This window comes from Streptomyces sp. NPDC005303, from assembly GCF_040607335.1.
GTDB lineage: Bacteria > Actinomycetota > Actinomycetes > Streptomycetales > Streptomycetaceae > Streptomyces.
Map to the genome: position 1 here is coordinate 84366 of NZ_JBEXGM010000025.1, position 19129 is coordinate 103494.

The 19129-nt window shown below is 70.2% G+C and carries 13 protein-coding genes and 1 pseudogene; 9 read left to right on the top strand and 5 right to left on the bottom strand.

Going from position 1 to position 19129, the window contains the following annotated elements; translation table 11 throughout:
* Window positions 1-25: 25 nt before the first annotated feature.
* The 3 genes and pseudogenes from ABZT93_RS29220 to ABZT93_RS29230 all read right to left on the bottom strand — a co-directional run.
* Window positions 26-890, bottom strand: a pseudogene (locus tag ABZT93_RS29220) (SDR family oxidoreductase); the annotation flags it as partial.
* Between the two features lie 281 nt (window positions 891-1171).
* Window positions 1172-3838 (bottom strand): family 78 glycoside hydrolase catalytic domain, encoded by a 2667-nt coding sequence (locus ABZT93_RS29225; protein WP_356110330.1) that lies wholly within the window; start codon window positions 3836-3838, stop codon window positions 1172-1174.
* A complete protein-coding gene (locus ABZT93_RS29230) occupies window positions 3835-4611 on the bottom strand; it encodes an alpha/beta hydrolase (RefSeq protein WP_356110333.1) in 777 nt (258 codons plus the stop codon). The genes ABZT93_RS29225 and ABZT93_RS29230 overlap by 4 nt, the downstream gene beginning before the upstream one ends.
* A 279-nt stretch (window positions 4612-4890) precedes the next feature.
* Between ABZT93_RS29230 and ABZT93_RS29235 the strand changes: the two genes are divergently transcribed.
* The 5 genes from ABZT93_RS29235 (at window position 4891) to ABZT93_RS29255 (ending at window position 11333) form a co-directional block, all read left to right on the top strand.
* Window positions 4891-5898 (top strand): LacI family DNA-binding transcriptional regulator, encoded by a 1008-nt coding sequence (locus tag ABZT93_RS29235; protein WP_356110335.1) that lies wholly within the window; start codon window positions 4891-4893, stop codon window positions 5896-5898.
* Between the two features lie 331 nt (window positions 5899-6229).
* Entirely contained in the window at window positions 6230-7789 is a 1560-nt protein-coding gene (locus ABZT93_RS29240; protein ID WP_356110338.1) for an ABC transporter substrate-binding protein, read from the top strand.
* A gap of 9 nt (window positions 7790-7798) precedes the next feature.
* Window positions 7799-8740, top strand: a complete 942-nt coding sequence (locus tag ABZT93_RS29245) for an ABC transporter permease (RefSeq protein WP_356110340.1) — start codon at window positions 7799-7801, stop codon at window positions 8738-8740.
* A complete protein-coding gene (locus ABZT93_RS29250) occupies window positions 8737-10500 on the top strand; it encodes a dipeptide/oligopeptide/nickel ABC transporter permease/ATP-binding protein (RefSeq protein WP_356110343.1) in 1764 nt (587 codons plus the stop codon). The genes ABZT93_RS29245 and ABZT93_RS29250 overlap by 4 nt, the downstream gene beginning before the upstream one ends.
* Window positions 10497-11333: an ATP-binding cassette domain-containing protein gene (locus ABZT93_RS29255; RefSeq protein WP_356110346.1), complete on the top strand. Its 837-nt coding sequence runs from the start codon at window positions 10497-10499 to the stop codon at window positions 11331-11333. The genes ABZT93_RS29250 and ABZT93_RS29255 overlap by 4 nt, the downstream gene beginning before the upstream one ends.
* A gap of 660 nt (window positions 11334-11993) precedes the next feature.
* On the opposite strand, the gene ABZT93_RS29260 is transcribed toward ABZT93_RS29255, so the two are convergent.
* Entirely contained in the window at window positions 11994-12905 is a 912-nt protein-coding gene (locus tag ABZT93_RS29260; RefSeq protein ID WP_356110348.1) for a LacI family DNA-binding transcriptional regulator, read from the bottom strand.
* Window positions 12906-13192: 287 nt separating this feature from the next.
* On the opposite strand from ABZT93_RS29260, the gene ABZT93_RS29265 reads away from it, so the two are divergent.
* Entirely contained in the window at window positions 13193-14494 is a 1302-nt protein-coding gene (locus ABZT93_RS29265; protein ID WP_356110350.1) for an MFS transporter, read from the top strand.
* A gap of 258 nt (window positions 14495-14752) precedes the next feature.
* Complete coding sequence (locus ABZT93_RS29270; protein WP_356110353.1) at window positions 14753-15715, top strand: alpha/beta hydrolase; 963 nt, start codon at window positions 14753-14755, stop codon at window positions 15713-15715.
* A 203-nt stretch (window positions 15716-15918) separates the two neighbouring features.
* Here ABZT93_RS29270 and ABZT93_RS29275 read toward each other — a convergent pair whose 3' ends face one another.
* Window positions 15919-17001, bottom strand: a complete 1083-nt coding sequence (locus ABZT93_RS29275; protein ID WP_356110356.1) for a LacI family DNA-binding transcriptional regulator — start codon at window positions 16999-17001, stop codon at window positions 15919-15921.
* Between the two features lie 314 nt (window positions 17002-17315).
* On the opposite strand from ABZT93_RS29275, the gene ABZT93_RS29280 reads away from it, so the two are divergent.
* Window positions 17316-18269, top strand: a complete 954-nt coding sequence (locus ABZT93_RS29280; protein WP_356110359.1) for a sugar ABC transporter permease — start codon at window positions 17316-17318, stop codon at window positions 18267-18269.
* Complete coding sequence (locus ABZT93_RS29285) at window positions 18266-19087, top strand: carbohydrate ABC transporter permease (RefSeq protein WP_356110361.1); 822 nt, start codon at window positions 18266-18268, stop codon at window positions 19085-19087. Before ABZT93_RS29280 ends, ABZT93_RS29285 begins: the two co-directional genes overlap by 4 nt.
* Window positions 19088-19129 lie beyond the last annotated feature (42 nt).

The window sequence follows — 19129 nt, forward strand, 5'->3', positions numbered from 1 at the left end:
CCTGCTCACTTCTTGCGGGCGCGCGGGCCGTGCGGTCGGCGAGGCCACCGACACCGAGGGGACCGGTGTATTCGATGGGCTCCGCGGCCTCCAGCCGGGGCAGCGCCCGGCGTGACGCCCGCAGCACCACGGACGGCAGAGCCGCGCGCACCGGTTGGGCCAGCCGCAGCCAGGCCGGCGCGTACACGGTCGTACGACGCCGCTCCAGCCCCGTCACCAGGCGCGCCGCGACCGTTTTCCACCGGGTGTACGCGCCGGGCCGGCGGGGGCATGTGGGCCCGCAGTTCGAGCAGCACCGCATACCGGTCGGCGTCGCGGATCATGTCGGTGTCGGTCCAGTTGGGATAGCCGATGCCCACGGCGACGCCCCGCTGCGCCACCTCCGCCCGCAGGGCGTGCGCGAAGGCTTCGACCCCCGCCTTGGATGCGCAGTAGGCGATTATCAGCGGAGCGGCGCCAAGCGATGCCAGCGAGGCGACCTGGAGGAAATAGCCCGCCGAGTCGAGGAGGTCCGGCAGGAACGCCCAAGCCGTGTGGGCGCTGCCGGTGAGATTGACGTCGATGACGCGACTCCAGGCAACCGGATCCGAGGCGAGGAACGGGCCCCCTTCCGCGATGCCCGCGTTCGCCACCACGGCCGAGGGCGTGCCGAGACCGGCCCGCACGGCGGCAGCCGCAGCCGCCAGCGCCTCCGGGTCCGTCACGTCTACCTCGATGGCCAGCGCCGGGCCCGGCAGGGACGCGACCACCGTGTCCAGGGCGCCCTTCTCGTGGCCGAGCAGGGCGACCCGGGCGCCGCGGTGCGCGATCTCTCGGGCCATTGCCGCGCCCAGACCGCGGGCCGCTCCGGTGACGGCGACCGTCCGGCCGGCGAGCGGGCTGCTGCGCACGGGCTGACCTACCTTCCGTCGGACATGCCTTCCTGTCGGACACTTCCGTGCCGACGGGGTGGTCGGATGCGTCTCAGGTCTCCGGGCCCTGCGGGCACGCGGCATGGTCGGTGTGGCCGTGGGTGCGGCGCTCTTCTTCCAACTCCGCCTGGAACGTTCCACGCCCGGGATGAGGTTGCGCCTCCCGCACCTCGCGCAGCTACCGTCGGGCGACCAGTCCTGGCACCCGGAACAAGAGCCGGCAAGGCATGGACCGTCGCGCGCTCCTTGCTCGCACGGGACTACGACTCGTAGTGGAGGAGCCACCGGTGATCCCCGGATCCGAGTCGGCCGGTTTCGCCGGCGCAGGGCCAGCCCTCCGGCGGACTGAACCGTCCGGTCGTGCCGGGCGGCAGCGAGACATCCACCGCCAGAGTCGTGCCGCTGATCGACCAGGCGACGGATGCCGGGCCGTAGGGAGTGGCGATGGACGCGGCGGCGGAGGTGAGGCCGCCGCCGGGGCGCGGGGCGATCTCGATGGTGCGGTAGCCGGGGGCGGCGGGTCGTAGTCCGGCGACGGACTGGTAGAGCCAGGCGGCGACGGCGCCGTAGGCATAGTGATTGAAGGACAGCATCGTGCCGGCCTTCTCGATGTCGATGGTTCCGTCGGGGAGGATGGCGTCCCACCGCTCCCACATGGTGGTGGCGCCCCGCGCGACCTGGTAGAGCCAGCCCGGACACTCGGTGTTGAGCAGGAGTTGGTACGCCTCGGCCGTGTGGCCTGTTCCGGTGAGGGCGGGCAGGACGAAGGGCGTACCGAGGAAGCCGGTGGCGATGCGCCCGCCGGCCGCGCGCACCAGCGCGGCAAGGGCCTCGCCCACCGCGGCGCGCTCGGCGGGCGGGGCGATACGGAATGCGAGGGCGAGCGCGCAGCCGGTCTGGGTGGTGCGGGCATGGTCGCCCCACTTGCGCCAGGCGGCCTCGGCGGTACGTCGGTGCAGGGCCGCATACCGTTCGGCGTCGCCGACGTGGCCGAGTTCGCGGGCCGCGTCGGCGAGCAGGCGGGCGCTGTGGGCGACGAAGGCGGTGGCGCCGTAGGCGGAGTCGGTGGTGGCGCGTGCCGGGTCCTGCGGTGGGGCGGCCGGGTCGAGCCAGTCGCCGAGTTGCGCGTTGCCGCTCCAGGTCCCGTCGTCGTCCAGCCGGCCGGCGGTGAAGTCGACCCAGGCACGCATCGCCGGGTAATGGCGGCCGAGGAGGCTGAGTCGGCCGTAGGCGTCGAAGAGCGCGGTGGGCACTACGGTCGCGGCGTCGCCCCAGCCCGCGGCGGTGCCGGCGAACGGCAGCTCGCTCGGCGGGAGTTCGCCCAGGTCCACGTCGGGGATCACCATCGGGACCGCGCCGTCGGGGCGCTGTTCGACGGCGAGGTCGGTGAGCCAGCTTTCGAGGAAGGCCCGGCTGTCGAAGGTGGCGCACGCGGTGGGGGCGAAGGCCATGATGTCACCGGTCCAGCCGAGCCGTTCGTCGCGCTGCGGGCAGTCCGTGGGCACGGCGAGGAAGTTGCCGCGCTGGGAGCGGACCACGTTGGCGTACAGGGCGTCGACGCGTTCGTCGGAGCAGTGGAACTCGCCGATGCGGCGCAGGTCGCTGGCTACGACTGCCACCTCGACCTGCCTGATCGTGACGCCGGGGGAGGCGTCGATCTCGGCGTGGCGGAAGCCGTGGAAGGTGAACTCCGGCTCCAGTTCGGTCGTGCCGCCGGCCAGGGTGTACTGGTCGGTGGCGCGTGCGCCGCGCAGGATGCTGGTCAGCAGGCGTCCGTCACCGTCGAGGACTTCCGCATGCCGGACGGTGATGGTGCTCCCGGCCGGTCCGTCTGCGCGGAGCCGGAGCCAGCCGGTGATGTTCTCGCCCGCGTCGACGCTGATCGTGCCGTCGGGCAGGCTGTGCCGCTCGGGTTGGATGACCCGCACCACGCGCACGGGCGGGTGGGCCCGCTGGATCAGTCCGGTGGGCAGCGGGAGTGCGGCGGCCCGTTCCCAGCCGCGGTCGTCGAAGCCCGGTAGCCGCCAGCCGTGCGGTTCCCGGCGCAGGTCGCGTTCGCAGCCGTCGTACAGGTCCGCCGCCCGCAGGTCGCCGTAACCGCCCCGCCACCGCTCGTCGGTGCCGACGGTGACCGTGTCGCCGTCGGCCAGGGTGACTTCGAGCTGTGCCAGCAGGGTGGAGGTGTCGCCGTAGACGTCGCGGTTCTTGTGCCAGGTGAGATGGCCCCGGTACCAGCCGTCGCCGACCGTGGCGGACAGCACGTTCCGGCCGGGTGCGAGGAGGCCGGTGACGTCGTACGTGGCGTACAGGAGCCGGTTGGGGTAGCTGGTCCAGCCCGGTTCGAGCAGGTCGTCGGCGACGAGGCGGCCGTTGACCGCGGTGCGGTGGACGCCCAGCGCGGTCACGTAGAGCCGCGCGGATGCCGGCTCCGCCGGGAGATCGAACTCCCGGCGGAGCAACGGCACGGGGCCGGGGGAGGTGCGGCCCCGGTCACTGGGGACGTGGACGGGGCGGGCCGTCCAGTCCGTGTCGTGGAGCAACGCGGCTTCCAGACGGGCCGGTTCGCTCCATTGCGTCCACCCGAGGTCGGTGCGGACACGGACGCGCCAGTGCCGTACCGCCCGGCTGCGCAGCGGTGCGGCAGGCCAGGGGTGGTCGGTCACCACGTCGGCCGCGATCTCCCCGCTGGAGGTCGCGTCGCTGAAGGACCGGTCGGCGGCCACCTGGATCTCGTAGGCGTGCTGCAGGACGCCCGGCCGGTCGCTGGTCAGCGACCAGGACAGGCGGGGTGCGGGATGCGGGGTGGCCACGAGACCGGAGTCGTCCGCGGTGCACAGGCCGGTGACCCTCGTGCTCGTGTCCGTCGTGCTCGCGTCCGTTGTGGCGGCGTCCGTCGTCCGGGGCGGCTCGAAGGGTGACGTGGTCATGACTGGAGGTGCTTCCGCAGGAATCGCAGCGTGGACCGGTGCAGGGTGGAGCGGTGCGGGACGGACCCCCACCCGTGGTCCGCGCCTTCCACGATCTGGAGCTCCGCATTGCCGTCGTAGTGGTCCAGATAGCGGCGCGCGTACTCGAGGGGAGCGATGTCGTCCTTGTCGCCGTGCAGGATGTGGACCGGGCCGGTGTAGGCGCCGGACCGTCCGTAGACGTCGAGTCCGGCGATGTCGTCGACGAGCGCGGAACTCATCCGGTGTCCATCGGCATCGAAGTAGCCCTTCTCCTCGATCTCCGCCGCGAGACTGCGCCCCTTCAGGTAGCCCCTGCCGATCTCGAACGGGGCGACCGCGGCCGGGGACCACAGGCACAGCGCGCGGATGTCCGGTGTCTCGGCGGCGACGATGCCGGCGACCACACCTCCCATGCTCATACCGACCAGGCCGATGCGCTCGGGGGCGACGAAGTCGAGGGCGCGGGTCGCTTCGAGGATCGCCCGGGTCTCGGCGATCTCGCCGCTGATGGTCACGTCGAAGAAGTCGCCGTCGCTCTCGCCGTGGCCCGAGAGGTCGAAGCGGACCGAGGCGATGCCGTTGGCCTCCAGCAGCCGGGACATCGCGACGAAGTCGGGCAGTTCGAGCCGGTTGGAGGTGAAGCCGTGGACGAACACCGCGGTGGGCCAACGGGTTTGGGCGGGCCCCTCGGGGATGTGCAGCGTGGAGCGCAGCGTCAGGCCGTTGTGGGGGAAGTCGTGATGGCGGATCACGCGACTGCCTTTCGGGTCGGGTCGGGTGCGGGGGAAGTTAAGAGGCCGGCGTACGACTGCGGCGCACCGCCGCGATCAGCACCGCGGCGGTGGGGTCGTTGACCAGGCGGGCCCGCCCCCGGAGCCGGAGCCATGTTGAGCCGGAACCACATTGAGTCAGAGCCACGTTGAGCCGGAACCACGTTGCTCGTTCGCATCACTTAAACGTGTAGGTATTCTGAGCGGGCAAGCTATCCGCAGTCGCGGGCTTTGACAAGAGGTCTGCGGAAGGGGGGACCCATGGCAGGCGGATCCGGCCGAAGACGCGTGACCAGTGCGGATGTCGCGAGGGAGGCCGGGGTCTCCCGGGCGACGGTGAGCTACGTCCTCAACGCCACCCCGCATCAGAAGATCCCCGAGGTGACGCGGGGGCGGGTGTGGGCCGCGGCGGACCGGCTCGGCTACGCCCCCTCCGCCGCGGCGCGTTCATTGCGCACGGGACGCTCGAACATCGTGCTCGGGCTGTTGCCGGACTGGCCGATCGGACATGTCCTCGGGCGGCTCGTCCAGCAGCTGACCAACGCCTTCGCCGAACACGGGCTGACGTTTCTCGTCCACTCCTCGGCGCACTCCACCCGGCCCCTGCGGGAGATCTGGAAGACCGTGACACCCGCGGCCGTTCTGGCGCTGGGCGAGTTCCCCGAGGCCGAGGCCGGCGCCATGCGGGCGGCGGGAGTCCAGGTCGTCGCGGCGGTGCACGGCTCGGCACGGCACCCGCACCGGCCTGCTCTGATGGCGGAGGAACCGATCGGCGCGGCGCAGGCCAGGCACCTGGTCGCCTCTCACCACCGGCTCGGCTACGCCTGCCCTGATCTGGGCAGGCTCGGCAACCTGGCCCGGTCGCGGCTGGACGGCGTGCGCAAGGTGTGTGCCGAACTCGGCATTCCGGAGCCGGATGTGCGCGCTGTCCCCTTGGAGCCGGACGGTGCCGTGGAAGCGGTGCGGGCATGGCTGGGCGCCGATCCGCCGGTGACGGGGATCTGCGCGTTCAATGACGAGGTCGCCCTGTCCGTGCTGCTCGCCCTGCGGTATCTCGGGCTGCGGGCCCCGCAGAACCTGTCCGTGATCGGCGTCGACGACATTCCGGGCGCGGCACTGGCACAACCGCCGTTGACCACGGTCGTACGTGACACCGACACCGTCGCACGAAGGCTGGCCCGCCGCATCGTCGACGCCCTCGACGGCGAGCAGGTCCCCGCTGATCCCGTCCAGGACCTGCTCAGGGTGCAGGTCCGGGTGTCCGCCTGACCGGGTCCGCCGGCACGACCTCTCGCGGACCCCTTGCGCAACGCGGCCGACACGGTTAATTTACCGGCCATCACACTTAAACGTGTAAGCCACTAGCAGGCCACGAACGTCCTTCGCCCGACTCGGGGCGGAGTGGTCCAGGGGCGGCTCGTACCGCCCATGAATCGGTCAGCCGCCGCCCCGACACGGCGGAACTGCCGGAACTCCCCGCATGCGCACCGGCCGACCAGGCCGCACCGCGCCGAATCCGCCGCCGACCGAGTCACCCGCCCCTTCCCGTCCTCCCCGTCCTCCCCGCCCTTCCCGCCCTCCTTGACCAACGGAGATCTCGATGAAGAGAAGAACCGTCCTCCAAGCCTCGATCGGCGTCGTGACCACACTCGCGCTCGCCGCCTGCAGCGCCGGCGCCGGCAACACCGGAGGCAGCGGTGGTTCCGGCTCCGCGAACCTGACGATCGCTCTGAACTCGGCGCCCAACAGCCTGGACCCCGCGCAGGTCGCCGTCGGGCCCTTCCTGAACTACATGGACCCGGCCTATGCGTCACTGCTGAGCCGCAAGGCCGACGGCACCCTTGGGGCCGGGCTGGCCGACAAGTGGGGTTATGTGGGCAGCGGGAACACCAAGTTCCAGCTCAGCCTGCGCAAGGGGGCGAAGTTCGCCGACGGCACGCCGGTCACCGCCAAGGACGTCATCGACTCCCTCACCTACTTCCAGAAGGGCAGCGGACCCGGCGGGGCCTACTACCGTCCCCTGACCTTCGCCGCTCCGGACAGTTCCACCGTGGTGGTCAGCAGCCCAACGCCCAACCCCGACATGGGCGCGCTGTTCTCCCCTGAGTTCATGGGCGGCGCGATCATCAGCCCGGCGGGACTGAAGGACCCGAAGAAGCTGGCCTCCACGACCTTCGGCGCCGGGCCGTACGTCCTCAGCCCCCAGCAGTCGGTCTCCGGCGACCACTACGTCTACCTGCCGAACAAGAACTTCTACGACCAGGCCGCCATCCACTTCAAGAAGATCACCGTCCGCGTGATGCCCAACGTCAACTCGCAGGCCCAGGCCCTGAAGTCCGGGCAGATCGACCTCATGTACGGCACCCCGGACGTGGCGCCGACCGTCACCGGCGACAAGTCGCTGACCACCATCCAGACCCCCACCACGTGGGCAGGCCTGTATCTCCTGGATCGCGAGGGCACCGTCGTCAAGGGACTGCGCGATGTGCGTGTCCGCCAGGCCCTGAACCTGGCCATCGACCGGGCCGCGATCACCAAGGCCGTCTACGGCGACTACGGCAAGCCGCTCTCCCAGCCGGCGATGCCCGGCTACGACGGCTACAGCCCCGACGCCGAGAAGACGTACGCGTACGACCCCGCCAAGGCCGAACAACTGCTGAAGGCCGCGGGATACGAGAAGCTCACCATCCCGGTGAACTACGGATCGTTCGACCCATTGACGACCAAGATGCTCCAGGCGGTGCAGGACCAGCTCGCCAAGGTGGGCGTGACCCTGAAGCTGAAGGCCGCCGCCAACTTCGGCGGCTGGATCAACGACCTGCTGTCGAAGAAGTACGCGGCGACCGTGCTCTCGCCCGGCCAGGGTGGTGGTGAGAACTTCTACGCGCAGCAGTCGGGGTTCACCAAGACGGGCATCATGAACGTCTTCGGCGTGGGCGACAACGACGTGGATGCCGCGTTCACCCGGCTCGCCAAGTCGGACCCCCAGTCCAGTGGCGCGGCGGCCAAGGAGCTCACCGATGTGATCGTGCGCAAGGCACTCGCGCTGCCGGTGTCCGCGACCGACACGATCGCGATGTACAACAACAAGCTGCGCGGAGTGAAGTTCGGGGTGGGCACCGCCCAGTTGACCTCGAACGTCACTTGGACCTCTCGCTGACGAGGACAGATGCTTCCCATCATTCTCCGCAGGCTGGCGCTGTCCCTCCCGCTCCTGGTGGTGGTCTCGGCGATCACCTCCCTCCTGGAGTCGTTCGTGCCGGGTGACCCGGCACGAACGGTCCTGGGCGTCAACGCCACGAAGGAGCAGTACGAGGCGCTGAGGTCGGCGCTCCACCTGGACAAGCCGTTCGCCGAGCAGTACTGGCTGTACCTGCGCGACGTCCTGCACGGTGACTTCGGCAGCTCGCTGTTCAGCGGCGAGTCAGTGACGGGGACGATCGGGCAACGCCTGCCGGTCACACTGACGCTGGTGATCGGGGCGACCGTGGTCTCGACCCTGGTGGGCGTCCTGCTCGGGGTGTACAGCGCGACGCGGGGCCGGTTCGCCCGCCGCCTGATCGACGTGGTGTCCCTGCTGGGCAGCGCCCTGCCCAACTTCTGGCTCGCGCTGATGCTCGTATCCCTGTTCGCGGTCAAGTTCGCCGTCTTCCCGGCCACCGGGTACACCCCGTTCGCCCAGTCACCGGGGCAGTGGGCGGCCGGACTCGTACTGCCCGTGATCGCCCTCTCGATCGGCGGTGTCGCCCTGATCTCCAAGATCACCCGCGACGCGATGCTGTCCACGCTGGCGCTCGACCACATCAGAACGCTGCGCGCCTCCGGCCTCCGGCCCGCGTCCATCGTCTGGAAGCACGCGCTGCGCAGTTGCGGGCTGCCGGTGGCCACCGCGATCGGCCTCACCATGATCGCGTACATCCCCGGCACGATTCTCGTCGAGAACGTCTTCACCCTGCCCGGGCTGGGCACGACGGTCGTGGACGCGACCAACCAGCACGATCTGCCGGTCGTGCAGGGCGTCGCCATCACGTTCACGGTGCTGGTGATCGCGATCAACCTTCTCGTCGACGTTCTCTACAGCCTCCTGAACCCGAAGGTGCGTGTGGCATGACCGCTGCAGATCCGCCCCTGAACGGGCCGTCACGGAAGTGGGCCGGACCCTTCGCCGGGATCTGGCGCCGACCTCTCACCGCGGCGGCACTCGTCGTGGTCCTGACGGTCACCGTCGCCGTGATCCTCGCCCCGCTCCTGGCACCGCACCCGCCACTGGCCCAGGACCTGCTCCACGCGCGCGGCGGACCGTCGGCCGGCCACCCGCTGGGCACCGACGACCTCGGCCGTGACGTGCTGAGCCGGTTGCTCTACGGCGGCAGGCCGGCCCTGCTGGGGGTGGCGATCGCCGTGATCGTCTACATGTTCCTCGGGATGTGCCTCGGCGTCCTGGCCGGCTATCTGCGTGGCTGGACCGACCGGGTCATCGTGGCCCTGATGGACGTCATGCTCTCCGTCCCCGTGGTCATCCTCATGCTGGCCGTCCTGGCGATCTTCAGTCAGAGCAACGTCGCCGCCATGATCACGCTCGGAGTCCTCTCCTCCGCCGGCCTCGCACGGGTCATCCGCAGCTCGTGCATCGCGCTGCGGGAGGAACTCTTCGTGGACGCCGCCAAAGTCTCCGGGCTCAGCTCCGCACGGATCATGGCACGGCATATCTTCCCCGGCCTGGTGGGATTGCTGCTGGTCCAGGTGTGCCTCTTCTCGGGCATCGCCCTCATGGTGCAGACCGGCCTCGGGTTCCTCGGCCTGGCCACGCCTCCGCCCGCTCCCAGCTGGGGCGGCATGGTCGGAGAGGCCTCGCAGGTCATGCAGCAGACCCCGTACCTGCTGTTCGTCTCCGGCGGCCTCATCGGCCTGATGTCCGTCGCCTTCGGCCTGCTCGGCGACGGACTGCGCGACCTCGACCAGGACCGGAAGCGGGGGACGGGCGGCGGCCGGTCGCGGCGGCCGGTGCCCGTGACGATCGCCAGGCACACCGCCGAGGTGTCGGACACACCGCCGGACGAAGGTGTGCTCGCCGTCCGCGACTACTCCATCGCCTTCGCCACCGCGCAGGGCCCGCGCACCGTCGTCGACTCCATCAGCTTCACGGTGAACGCCGGCGAGATCTTCGGTCTCGTGGGCGAATCCGGAAGCGGTAAGACCGTGACGGGCCTGTCGCTGCTCGGGCTGCTCGCCCCGGGCGGCACGGTGACCAGCGGCTCGGCCTGGCTGGCCGGGGCCCGGATCACCGGTCTGCCGGAGCGGGAACTCCAGCGCATCCGTGGCAGCGAGATCGCCCTGGTGTCACAGGAACCCATGGTGGCGCTCGACCCCTACTTCACCGTCGGCTCCCAGTTGGGCGAGGTCATCCGCCGCACCGGCACGGTGTCGGGCGGGAAGGCGGCTGTGCAGCAGCGGATCCGCGAACTGCTGACCAGTGTCCACCTGCGCGATCCGGACGACGTCGCACGTCGGCACCCGCATGAGCTGTCCGGCGGAATGCTCCAGCGGGTCGCCATCGCCATGGCGCTGGCCGGGTCTCCGAAGGTGCTGATCGCCGACGAGCCCACCACGGCCCTGGACGTCACGGTGCAGGCGGGCGTCCTGGACCTGCTCAGGACTCTGCGCGACGAACGCGGCATGGCGATCGTCCTGATCACACACGACCTCGGAGTGGTGGCCGACAGCTGTGATCGCGCGATCGTGATGGAGAAGGGCCGGATCGTGGAGGAGGGCTCGGTCGAGGACATCTTCTACCGGCCCGAGCACCCGTACACCAGGAAACTCATCGAAAGCACCCCCAACATCGCTCGGACCGAGGGCAGGATCGCGTGACCGGAACTCCCGTACTTCAGATCGACGGGCTTGCGGTTCGCTACCCGTCCCATGGCTTCCGCAAGCCCCCGACCACGGTCATCGAGAACGTGTCGTTCGAGGTCGGCCGGGCCGAGACGGTGGCGCTGGTGGGCGAGTCCGGCTCGGGGAAGACCACCATCGGCAGGGCCGTGCTGGGACTGACCCCGGTCAGCGCCGGGCGCGTGCTGCTCGGCGGGCGGGACATCACCCGTCTCACCGGCCGTGCCCGCCGAGCCCTGTCCACCGATCTCCAGGCGATCTTCCAGAACCCCTACGGATCGCTGAACCCAGCGCTGCCCGTGGGCCGGACACTGGCCGAGCCCCTGCTCGCCGGCTCTGCACGCTCACCTCGCGAGGTCCGCACGCACATCGCCGGTCTGCTGCGCCGCGTCGGCCTGCCCGAGGACGCGGGCGACCGCTACCCGGCCCAGTTCAGTGGAGGCCAGCGCCAGCGCATCGCCATAGCCAGAGCGGTGGCCCGGGAGCCCAGGATCATCATCTGCGACGAGCCGACCAGCGCCCTCGACGTCACCACCCAGGCCGCCGCCCTGGATCTCCTGGCCGAGCTCCAGGCCACCCTCGGCTGCGCGTACCTGTTCATCACCCACGACCTCGCCGTCGTCAAGCAGTTCGCGGCACGGACGCTGGTGTTGCAGCACGGACGCATCGTCGAGGAGGGAGCGAGCGCCGACGTCTGCGACAAGCCGCAGCACGAGTACACCCGGCGACTGGTGGCGGCCGCGCCCGTCCCGGACCCGGTCCTGCAGCGTCGCCGCCGTCAGCAGCGCACGGAGGTGGAAGCAACCGCTTGACGAGTCGGCCGGCCCCCCGGCTGCCGGCGCTGTCGGGAGGAGCAGCCTCCGGTCGTGTGCCACCGCGTCATGGAGGGGATCAAGCGCTACGGGCTCCGGTGCGAGGCCTATGGTGATGTCCGCGGAGTTGGCAGCCCACGAAGAATGGCGAGGCGTGCCGAACGGCCGACAGGCTGAGCCACCGCCCTGCCGTGCGGATCCGCACCGGTCGTGGCAGGAGGCCGACGAAGCGCTCCAGCCGTCGGCCGGGACGATTCGGGCCCACGGCCGTTCGGTCGGAAATCCGATTCGGCGCGATTCCTCGTCAGAGTAACCGCGCTGCTTCGGCCCAGGGCAGGATGCTCGAGACGTTCTTCGTGCAGTCGCGGTACGGCTCAGAAGGGTGGCGTGCCATGCGACGACGTGCTGGCCGTTCGCCGAACAGGCAAGCGCTCGTATCACCCAGGCCGGCGACAGGCAGCCCCGTTGCGCCGCAGGTCGGGCACCTCCTCTGCGACGCCGTGCTCAGCTTCTTCCGGCCAGGAGTCATGGCCACCGGCCCTCTTCGGAGCGGACCCGGCAGCAAACCTCACCACGGGCAGAGCTCCCAGTTGCGCGAACTGACGTTGCTTCGGCGCGGATCGAGTCAGCCCCAGCCATCCCCGAAGGCCCCCGTATCGCTCAGGCGGATTCGCGGACTCGGATCAGGAGCTCGTCGCGGAGGGGCTCGGTGGGGATCTCCTTTCCCCCGAGCGTGTCGACGACCCGGCGAGCGAGGCCCCGTGCGATGGCGTCGGTGTCGCGCACGACCGTGGTGAGCGGTGGATGCGCCAGCGAAGCGCCAGGGATGTCGTCGACGCCGATCACGGCCAGGTCCTGCGGAGCACGCAGTCCCAGGTGGGTCATGCCTGCCAGCACGGCCAGGGCGACATTGTCGTTGAACGCACAGATTCCCGTCACCGGAGGGTCGGCGGCGAGCCACGCCTTCACCACTTCGGCGGCGCCGGGCGCATCGAGGGGTACCGTCCGGACGTCCGGCTCCGGGAGGTCCCATTCGGCGCAGACCTTGCGGACACCGTCCAGTCGGGGCTGGGCCAGGACGTCGAGTCCCGGCAGGTCGGGGTAGGCGTAGCCGAGCCGGCGGTGGGGTGCCGCGAGATGCCGAGCCTGCAGCGCGCCGATCGGCTGTTCGGACACCAGAGAGGGTCCGGGCTCACCCCCCAGCGACCCGTGCATCCCCATGACCACTTCGATGCCGGCCGCCCGCATCGCCTCGGCCTCCGGTTCGGCGAACTCCTGCAGGGCCAGCACCGCCGCCGGCGTCATGGCCTTCCAGATGTCCCGCAGGGGGCGAGCGGGATGAGCCGACGAGTGCACCACGAAGGTCAGTCCGTGCTCGGCGAAGGCGTTGGTCAACTGCTGGATGAGCCGCCCGAGGACATGCTCGATGGGCCAGTCGGGCAACAGACCGAGGACGATCTCCGAGCGCCCCGTGCGCAGGGCCCGCGCCGCGGCCGAGGGCGCGTAACCGAGCCGGCCGGCCGCGTCCCACACCCGCTGCCGCGTGGCCTCGGCAATCTTCTGATGTGTCACACCATTGAGGACATAACTCACCGTGGCTCGCGAGACACCGGCCTCCCGCGCCACATCCGCGCTGGTCACCCGCCTGCCCTCGGACACCCCGGCCCCCACTGCCCTCAGTCGCACCTCTTGTCAAAGCCCACGGCCGCGGTTAGCTTACCCGCCAGATCACTCAACTGGCACGCGTAAGTGAAACGAGTAGGTCGTCGCCGCCCTGATCACAGCCGGTCGGACGTCCGTCGCAGCCAGGCCCGTCAACCCTCCCCACCCCCAGCGCCGATGCTCGACGAGGAGGACGAATGTCCGGCATCAAGGACACACCGCGAAGCCCCTGGAAGACCGCGGTCCTGGCCGGCATGGCCTCGTATCTGGACGCCGGGGCTCTGGTGACGTCGGGCATGGCGATCGGCGGTTACTACGCCTCTCCGCTCCAGCTCGGTACCGGGACCATCGGTTCCCTGCTGGGACTGCAGACCCTGGCATTCGCGGCCGGTGCGCTGTTCGGCGGCCGGCTGGGCGACCGCTTCGGCCGCCGGATGATCTTCACCAGCTCGCTCGTGATCTACGCGGCCGGCGTCCTGCTGCTCCTCGTGGCGGCGGGACCCGCCCTGCTCTACGCCGGTGTCGTGGCCACCGGTCTGGCCATTGGCGCGGATCTGCCCGTCTCGCTCGCCCTCGTCAACGAGGAGGCACCGCCCGGAAAGAAGGGCACCATGGTGGTCCTCTCCGGCATGCTCTGGCTCGCCGGCATCGTGGCCGTGCTGGGCCTGAGCTCCTTCATGGGAGTTCAGGGCATGCTCGGGGGCCGGATCCTGTTCGCCCATCTGCTGGTCGTGGCGGTCGCCGTACTGCTGCTGCGCCTCACCCTCGGCGAGTCGGCCGAGTGGACAGCCGCGCGCCGGGCCGCCGACACGCACACGACCGCCCGCAGCGAGACCGTCGAGTTCAGCCGCGTCCGCGATCTCTTCCGGACGCCGACGGTGTACGCCCTGCTCGCGACGGGCCTGTACTACGCCACCTGGAACCTCGGCGCGAACACCCTCGGCCAGTTCGGCACCTTCCTGTGGACCGCTCTGGCCGACGGAGAGGTCGCGCAGTACTCCCGGCTGACCCTGATCGGACTGCCGCTCGGCTTCGTCGCCGGCCTGTTGTTCATGCGGGTGGTCGACAAGCCGGCCCGGCACCTGTGGTTCGCGGCCGGGTCGGCGCTGATCGCCCTGGCCTGGGCGCTGCCCGCGCTGCTGGGACCGGGCAAGGTCACCCTGGTCGCCGTCATGCTCATATCGGGTCTCGGCAACTCCTTCGCCGGTGAGTCCGTCTACAAGGTCTGGTCGCAGGAGCTCTTCCCGACCCTGCTACGGGCCACCGCCCAAGGGGTCACGATGGCCTTCACCCGGGCCGTGGCCGGTCTGGCCGCGCTGGGCACTCCCGCCTTCGCCCTGGGCCATGCCCGCCTGATGTTCGGCACGCTGTTCGGCCTGACGCTGGCCGCGGCGTTCATCGGCCTGGCATGGGTGCCCCGCCTGCCCACGGCTCTCCGGCCCGGAGCGAGCACACCGGACATGCCCGGATCCGAGACGACCGCAGAAGCAGCCGCGTGAGTGGTCATGGCCGGGAGCCGACGGCATCCGGCCTCTCTCGATCTGCAGGCACACCCTGACCCGGAGGTGAGGACGCGGCGACCAGGTGCCGCCGACATCGGGCGACGGATCGTAGTCGCGGCCAGAGCCCGGCAAGGGTCCCGCTGTGGCAGGACCGCACGTTCCGGGCTCCGTGGATCACAACTCCCCGTTGCGACTCCCCGCACCACATCCGGTGAATCCCATGCCCACGCGTCAGATACAGGAGAACCAACGGCCATGATTCCCCCGCCCTTCGACCCTGAACTTGCCGCACACCTTGCAGCGATCAATGACTGGCTGCCGCCGACGATCACCGCGGACATGATCCCGGCCGGGCGGGAGCCACAGACCGGCTCGTTCGCGCCTCCGACGAACGAGGAGCTGGCTCGTGACGGTCTCTTCGAGGTCGAGGAGCGGGCCGTACCAGGGCCGCCGGGCGCGCCGGAAGTGCCGCTGCTGATCTGCCGGCCCACCGGCGCGACCGATCCACGCCCGATCCTCTACAACATCCACGGCGGCGGCATGGTGACGGGAACCCACCGGCTGGGGATCCCTCTCGACTGGGCCGAGGAACTGGGCCTGGTCGTGGTGTCCGTCGAGTACCGGCTCGCCCCCGAGCACCCGCACCCGGCCCCGGTGGAGGACTGTTACGCGGGCCTTCTGTGGACGGCCGAGCACGCCGAGGAGATGGGCGGTGACCCGGACCGCATCATCCTGGCGGGCGGCAGCGCGGGCGGCGGGCTCACCGCGGCGCTGGCGCTGCTCGCCCGCGATCGCAAGGGCCCGCGCGCGATCGGCCAGGTACTCATGTGCCCGATGCTCGACGACCGCAACGACACCCCGTCCGCCCGTCAGATGGCGGGCCTGGGCGTGTGGGACCGCACCTCCAACGAGACCGGCTGGAGTGCCGTGCTGGGTGAGGCGCGCGGCACCGCCGACGTCTCGTCGTACGCCGCCCCTGCCCGCGCGGACGATCTGTCCGGTCTGCCTCCGGCGTTCATCGACGTGGGCTCGGCGGAGACCTTCCGCGACGAGGACATCGCCTACGCGAGCCGCATCTGGCAGGCGGGCGGCATCGCCGAGCTGCATGTGTGGCCGGGAGGCTTCCACGGGTTCGACGACCTGGTGCCTCAGGCCGCCCTCTCCGCGGAGGCCCGCGCGGCCCGGCTCCGGTGGTTGCGCCGACTGCTGGGCGAGTGACCGGGGGAGGGGACCTCGTGCGGCGTCGGCGGACAGTGTCTGCTGGGAGACATGGCCCAAGGCGCCGACCGTTTGCGGATGCGGAGGCCGGACGTCTCCTGCGAGCAGCCGCACGAGGCTCGCCCGCAGCTGCCCTCCAGGTGCCGGCCTCCAGCGACGGAGCCATGCCCGGGTGACCTCGCCCGGTACGCGGCGGACCGTGCTCAACCCTTCGGTTGGACTTCTCCACTTGTTCCCGTGGAGTCCCGCTCTTCGCGGAAGGGTGCGGTGGTCCGGCGCGGCACCAGGGTGGGCGAGAGTTTGACCTGGACCGACGGCTTGTCGCGGTCGGCGATCCGCTCGAGGAGGAGACGGGCGGCGTTGTCACCGATCTCGCGGCCGGCCTGGTCGACGCTGGTCAGTGAGATCGGGCCGAGCGCGGCGAAGGTCGTGTTGTCGTAACCGGCCACCGAGATGTCACCGGGCACGGAGACCCCGGCCTCGGTGAACGCCTCCAGCATTCCCATGGCGACGATGTCCGCTCCGGCGAACACGGCTGTGGGCCTGCGGGGGCGCGTGAGCAGTTCCTTGGCTCCTTGGAGACCGCCCTGCGGTGTGTAGCTGGTCGAGACGACGTCGATCTCCTCGGAGAGCCCGTGGGACCGCATGGCACGCCGGTACCCTTCGGCGCGCTGCGCGTTGGGCATCTCCTCGAGCCGCGTCGGATCGGTTTCGCGGTGCTCGACGTGGGCGATGCGACGGTGCCCGAGGCCGGCGAGGTGACCGACGACCAGGGCCGCACCTGCCATGTCGTCGTCGTTCACGGTGTCGTACGCGGCGGAGTGCCCGTGACGGCCGACGATCACCACCGGTACGACGGAGGCCAGATGCTCCAGGTGGGAGCGCGGTGAGACGGGCGCGACCAGGATGAGGCCGTCCATCCCCCGGTCGATCATGGCTTCGGTGACCCGGGCTTCCTCCTTCTCCCCGTTGCACCCCGGCCCCAGGAACACCTGGTAGTCGGTTTCTTCGAGGCGGCTGGTGATCCCGTCGAGGATCTCGGGGAAGAAGGGGTTGCGGATGTCGGGCAGCATCACGCCGAGGGTGTACGTCTGCCCGCGCAGGCCACGCGCTGCCGCGAGGGGCCGGTATCCCAGTTCGTCGATCGATCGACGGACCTTCGCCCGCATCTCGGGACTGGCTCCGTAGGCGTTGCGCAGCACCTTGGACACCGCGGTCGTGGACACCTGGGCGTGACGCGCGACGTCGACGATGGTGACGCGGCGAGACGGTTCTGACGTCGCCATCCGACATCCCTCCGATCCTGTGGGAAACGTTGCACACAGTGTCTAGGGGCGAATGTGCAGTTCAGTAGGCGTCCAGGTCAAGTCTCACGGGCTGATTCGCCGTAACACTCGCGCATCGTGCACGGCATCTTGACGTCACCCGGGACGCTCTCTAGGGTCTGGCAACACCCGTTGGGAAACGTTACCCACGACCTCGCCCACTCGGGCCACCACACCTCCAGAGAAGCAGAAGCCGGCAGACGTCTCACCGGACCGTGTCGGCCGCGCCCTCATCGGCTGATGTATTGAATCGTTTCAAGGAAGTAGGTCCGCCCGTGACTCTCGCTCCGAACGACCGGCTTCCGGAGGACCACCATCGCCGGCTCCGGGATCCGGTCCCGGTCGCCCGCGCTCGCCGGGGGCGCACCACCCCGCCGTGGTGGTTCATGGCACCGGCACTGCTGCTGTTCGCCTTCGTGGTTCTGGTGCCGAGCGGGCGCGGGGTGTACTACGCGTTCACCGACTGGGACGGCCTGAGCCCCGACTTCTCGTTCGTCGGCCTGGACAACTTCGCCGACATGCTCCGCGACGCCGATGCGAGGCAGGCCGTCTGGCACACCCTGCTGATCGCCGTGTCGATCACCGTCATCCAGAACGCCGTGGGGCTGGTCCTGGCCCTCGGCGTCAACACGGCCATCAAGTCCCGCAACCTGCTCAGGGTCCTCCTCTTCGCCCCGGCCCTGATCACCCCGATCGTGACCGCCTATCTGTGGCGCAACCTGCTCGGCCCGGACGGCGCCGTCAACAGCCTGCTGAGCGCCGTCGGGCTGGACGGCCTCCGGCAGGACTGGCTGGGGAGTCCCGACCTCGCCCTGTGGGCCATCGTCGGGGTGATCGTGTGGCAGTACGCGGGCTACTCCATGGTCATCTTCCTGGCCGGACTGCAGTCGGTGCCCAAGGAGGTCCACGAGGCCGCGGCGATCGACGGCGCCGGTCCCGTGCGCCGCTTCTGGTCGGTCACCCGGCCACTGCTGGCCCCGGCGTTCACCATCAACCTGATGCTGTCGATCATCGGCGGGATCAAACTCTTCGACCAGGTGTACGCGCTGACGGGCGGTGGACCGGGGCACGCCACCGACACCATCTCGACCTTGATCTACAAGGACGCTTTCACGCTGGGCGAGTTCGGCTACAGCATCGCCCTCGCCGTGGTCCTCACGATCATCGTGGCGGTCGCCTCCACCGGTCAGTACTTCTTCCTGTCCCGGAACGAGAGGGCCGCGTCATGACCCGTTACCGCCCCCGCACCCTCGCGCTGGAACTGGCGATGATCGCCGTCGCCCTGTTCGTCGGCTTCCCGGTGTACGTCCTGGTCAACCTCGCCGTGCGCCCGGCTTCCGACACCTCTTCGCCCATCAGCCCGACCCGCTCGCCGACCCTGGACAACTTCACCCACGCCTGGCAGCAGGGCTCGCTCGGCGGGGCGTTGGCCAACAGCGTGCTGGTGACGGTGTGCAGTGTCGTCATCGTGCTGGCCATCTCGTCCCTGGCGGCCTATCCGCTGGCCCGCATCACGGCCCGCTGGTCCCGGGCGACGTATCTGCTCGTCCTCCTCGGCCTGGTCCTGCCCTTCCAGCTCGCCTCGCTGCCGCTGTACCAGACCATGCGCGATCTGGGCCTGCTCGGCAGTCCCTGGGGGCTGGTCCTGTTCTATTCCGGTCTGCAGGTGCCGTTCACCGTCTTCCTCTACGTCGGCTTCCTGCGCGCCCTGCCCCGGGACTTCGAGGACGCGGCGCTGATCGACGGCTGCACGCCGTTGCAGGGCTTCCGGTACATCGTGCTGCCGATGCTCAAACCGATCACCGTCACGGCCCTGGTGCTCAACGCGGTGGCCGTGTGGAACGACTTCTTCACCCCGCTGCTGTACCTCAGCGGCAGTGCCCAGCAGACCATGCCGGTCGCGATCGCCGGCTTCGTCGGTCAGTACGTCACCGACTGGAACCTCATCTTCGCCGCGCTGGTGATCAGCATCCTGCCCGTCCTGCTCGTCTACTTCCTGCTGCAACGCAGCATCATCAGCGGTTTCGCGGGAGGGCTGAAGGGATGACACCCGACCCCCACCCCCGCCCGCAGCCCCGCAGATCACCGA

Bases quoted from the DNA above. Each gene is read 5' to 3' on its own strand.
- ABZT93_RS29285 (WP_356110361.1), top strand. From the start codon at position 18,266: ATGACCCGTTACCGCCCCCGCACCCTCGCGCTGGAACTGGCGATGATC.
- ABZT93_RS29245 (WP_356110340.1), top strand. From the start codon at position 7,799: ATGCTTCCCATCATTCTCCGCAGGCTGGCGCTGTCCCTCCCGCTCCTG.
- ABZT93_RS29225 (WP_356110330.1), bottom strand. From the start codon at position 3,838: ATGACCACGTCACCCTTCGAGCCGCCCCGGACGACGGACGCCGCCACA.
- ABZT93_RS29235 (WP_356110335.1), top strand. From the start codon at position 4,891: ATGGCAGGCGGATCCGGCCGAAGACGCGTGACCAGTGCGGATGTCGCG.
- ABZT93_RS29250 (WP_356110343.1), top strand. From the start codon at position 8,737: ATGACCGCTGCAGATCCGCCCCTGAACGGGCCGTCACGGAAGTGGGCC.
- ABZT93_RS29270 (WP_356110353.1), top strand. From the start codon at position 14,753: ATGATTCCCCCGCCCTTCGACCCTGAACTTGCCGCACACCTTGCAGCG.
- ABZT93_RS29265 (WP_356110350.1), top strand. From the start codon at position 13,193: ATGTCCGGCATCAAGGACACACCGCGAAGCCCCTGGAAGACCGCGGTC.
- ABZT93_RS29240 (WP_356110338.1), top strand. From the start codon at position 6,230: ATGAAGAGAAGAACCGTCCTCCAAGCCTCGATCGGCGTCGTGACCACA.
- ABZT93_RS29275 (WP_356110356.1), bottom strand. From the start codon at position 17,001: ATGGCGACGTCAGAACCGTCTCGCCGCGTCACCATCGTCGACGTCGCG.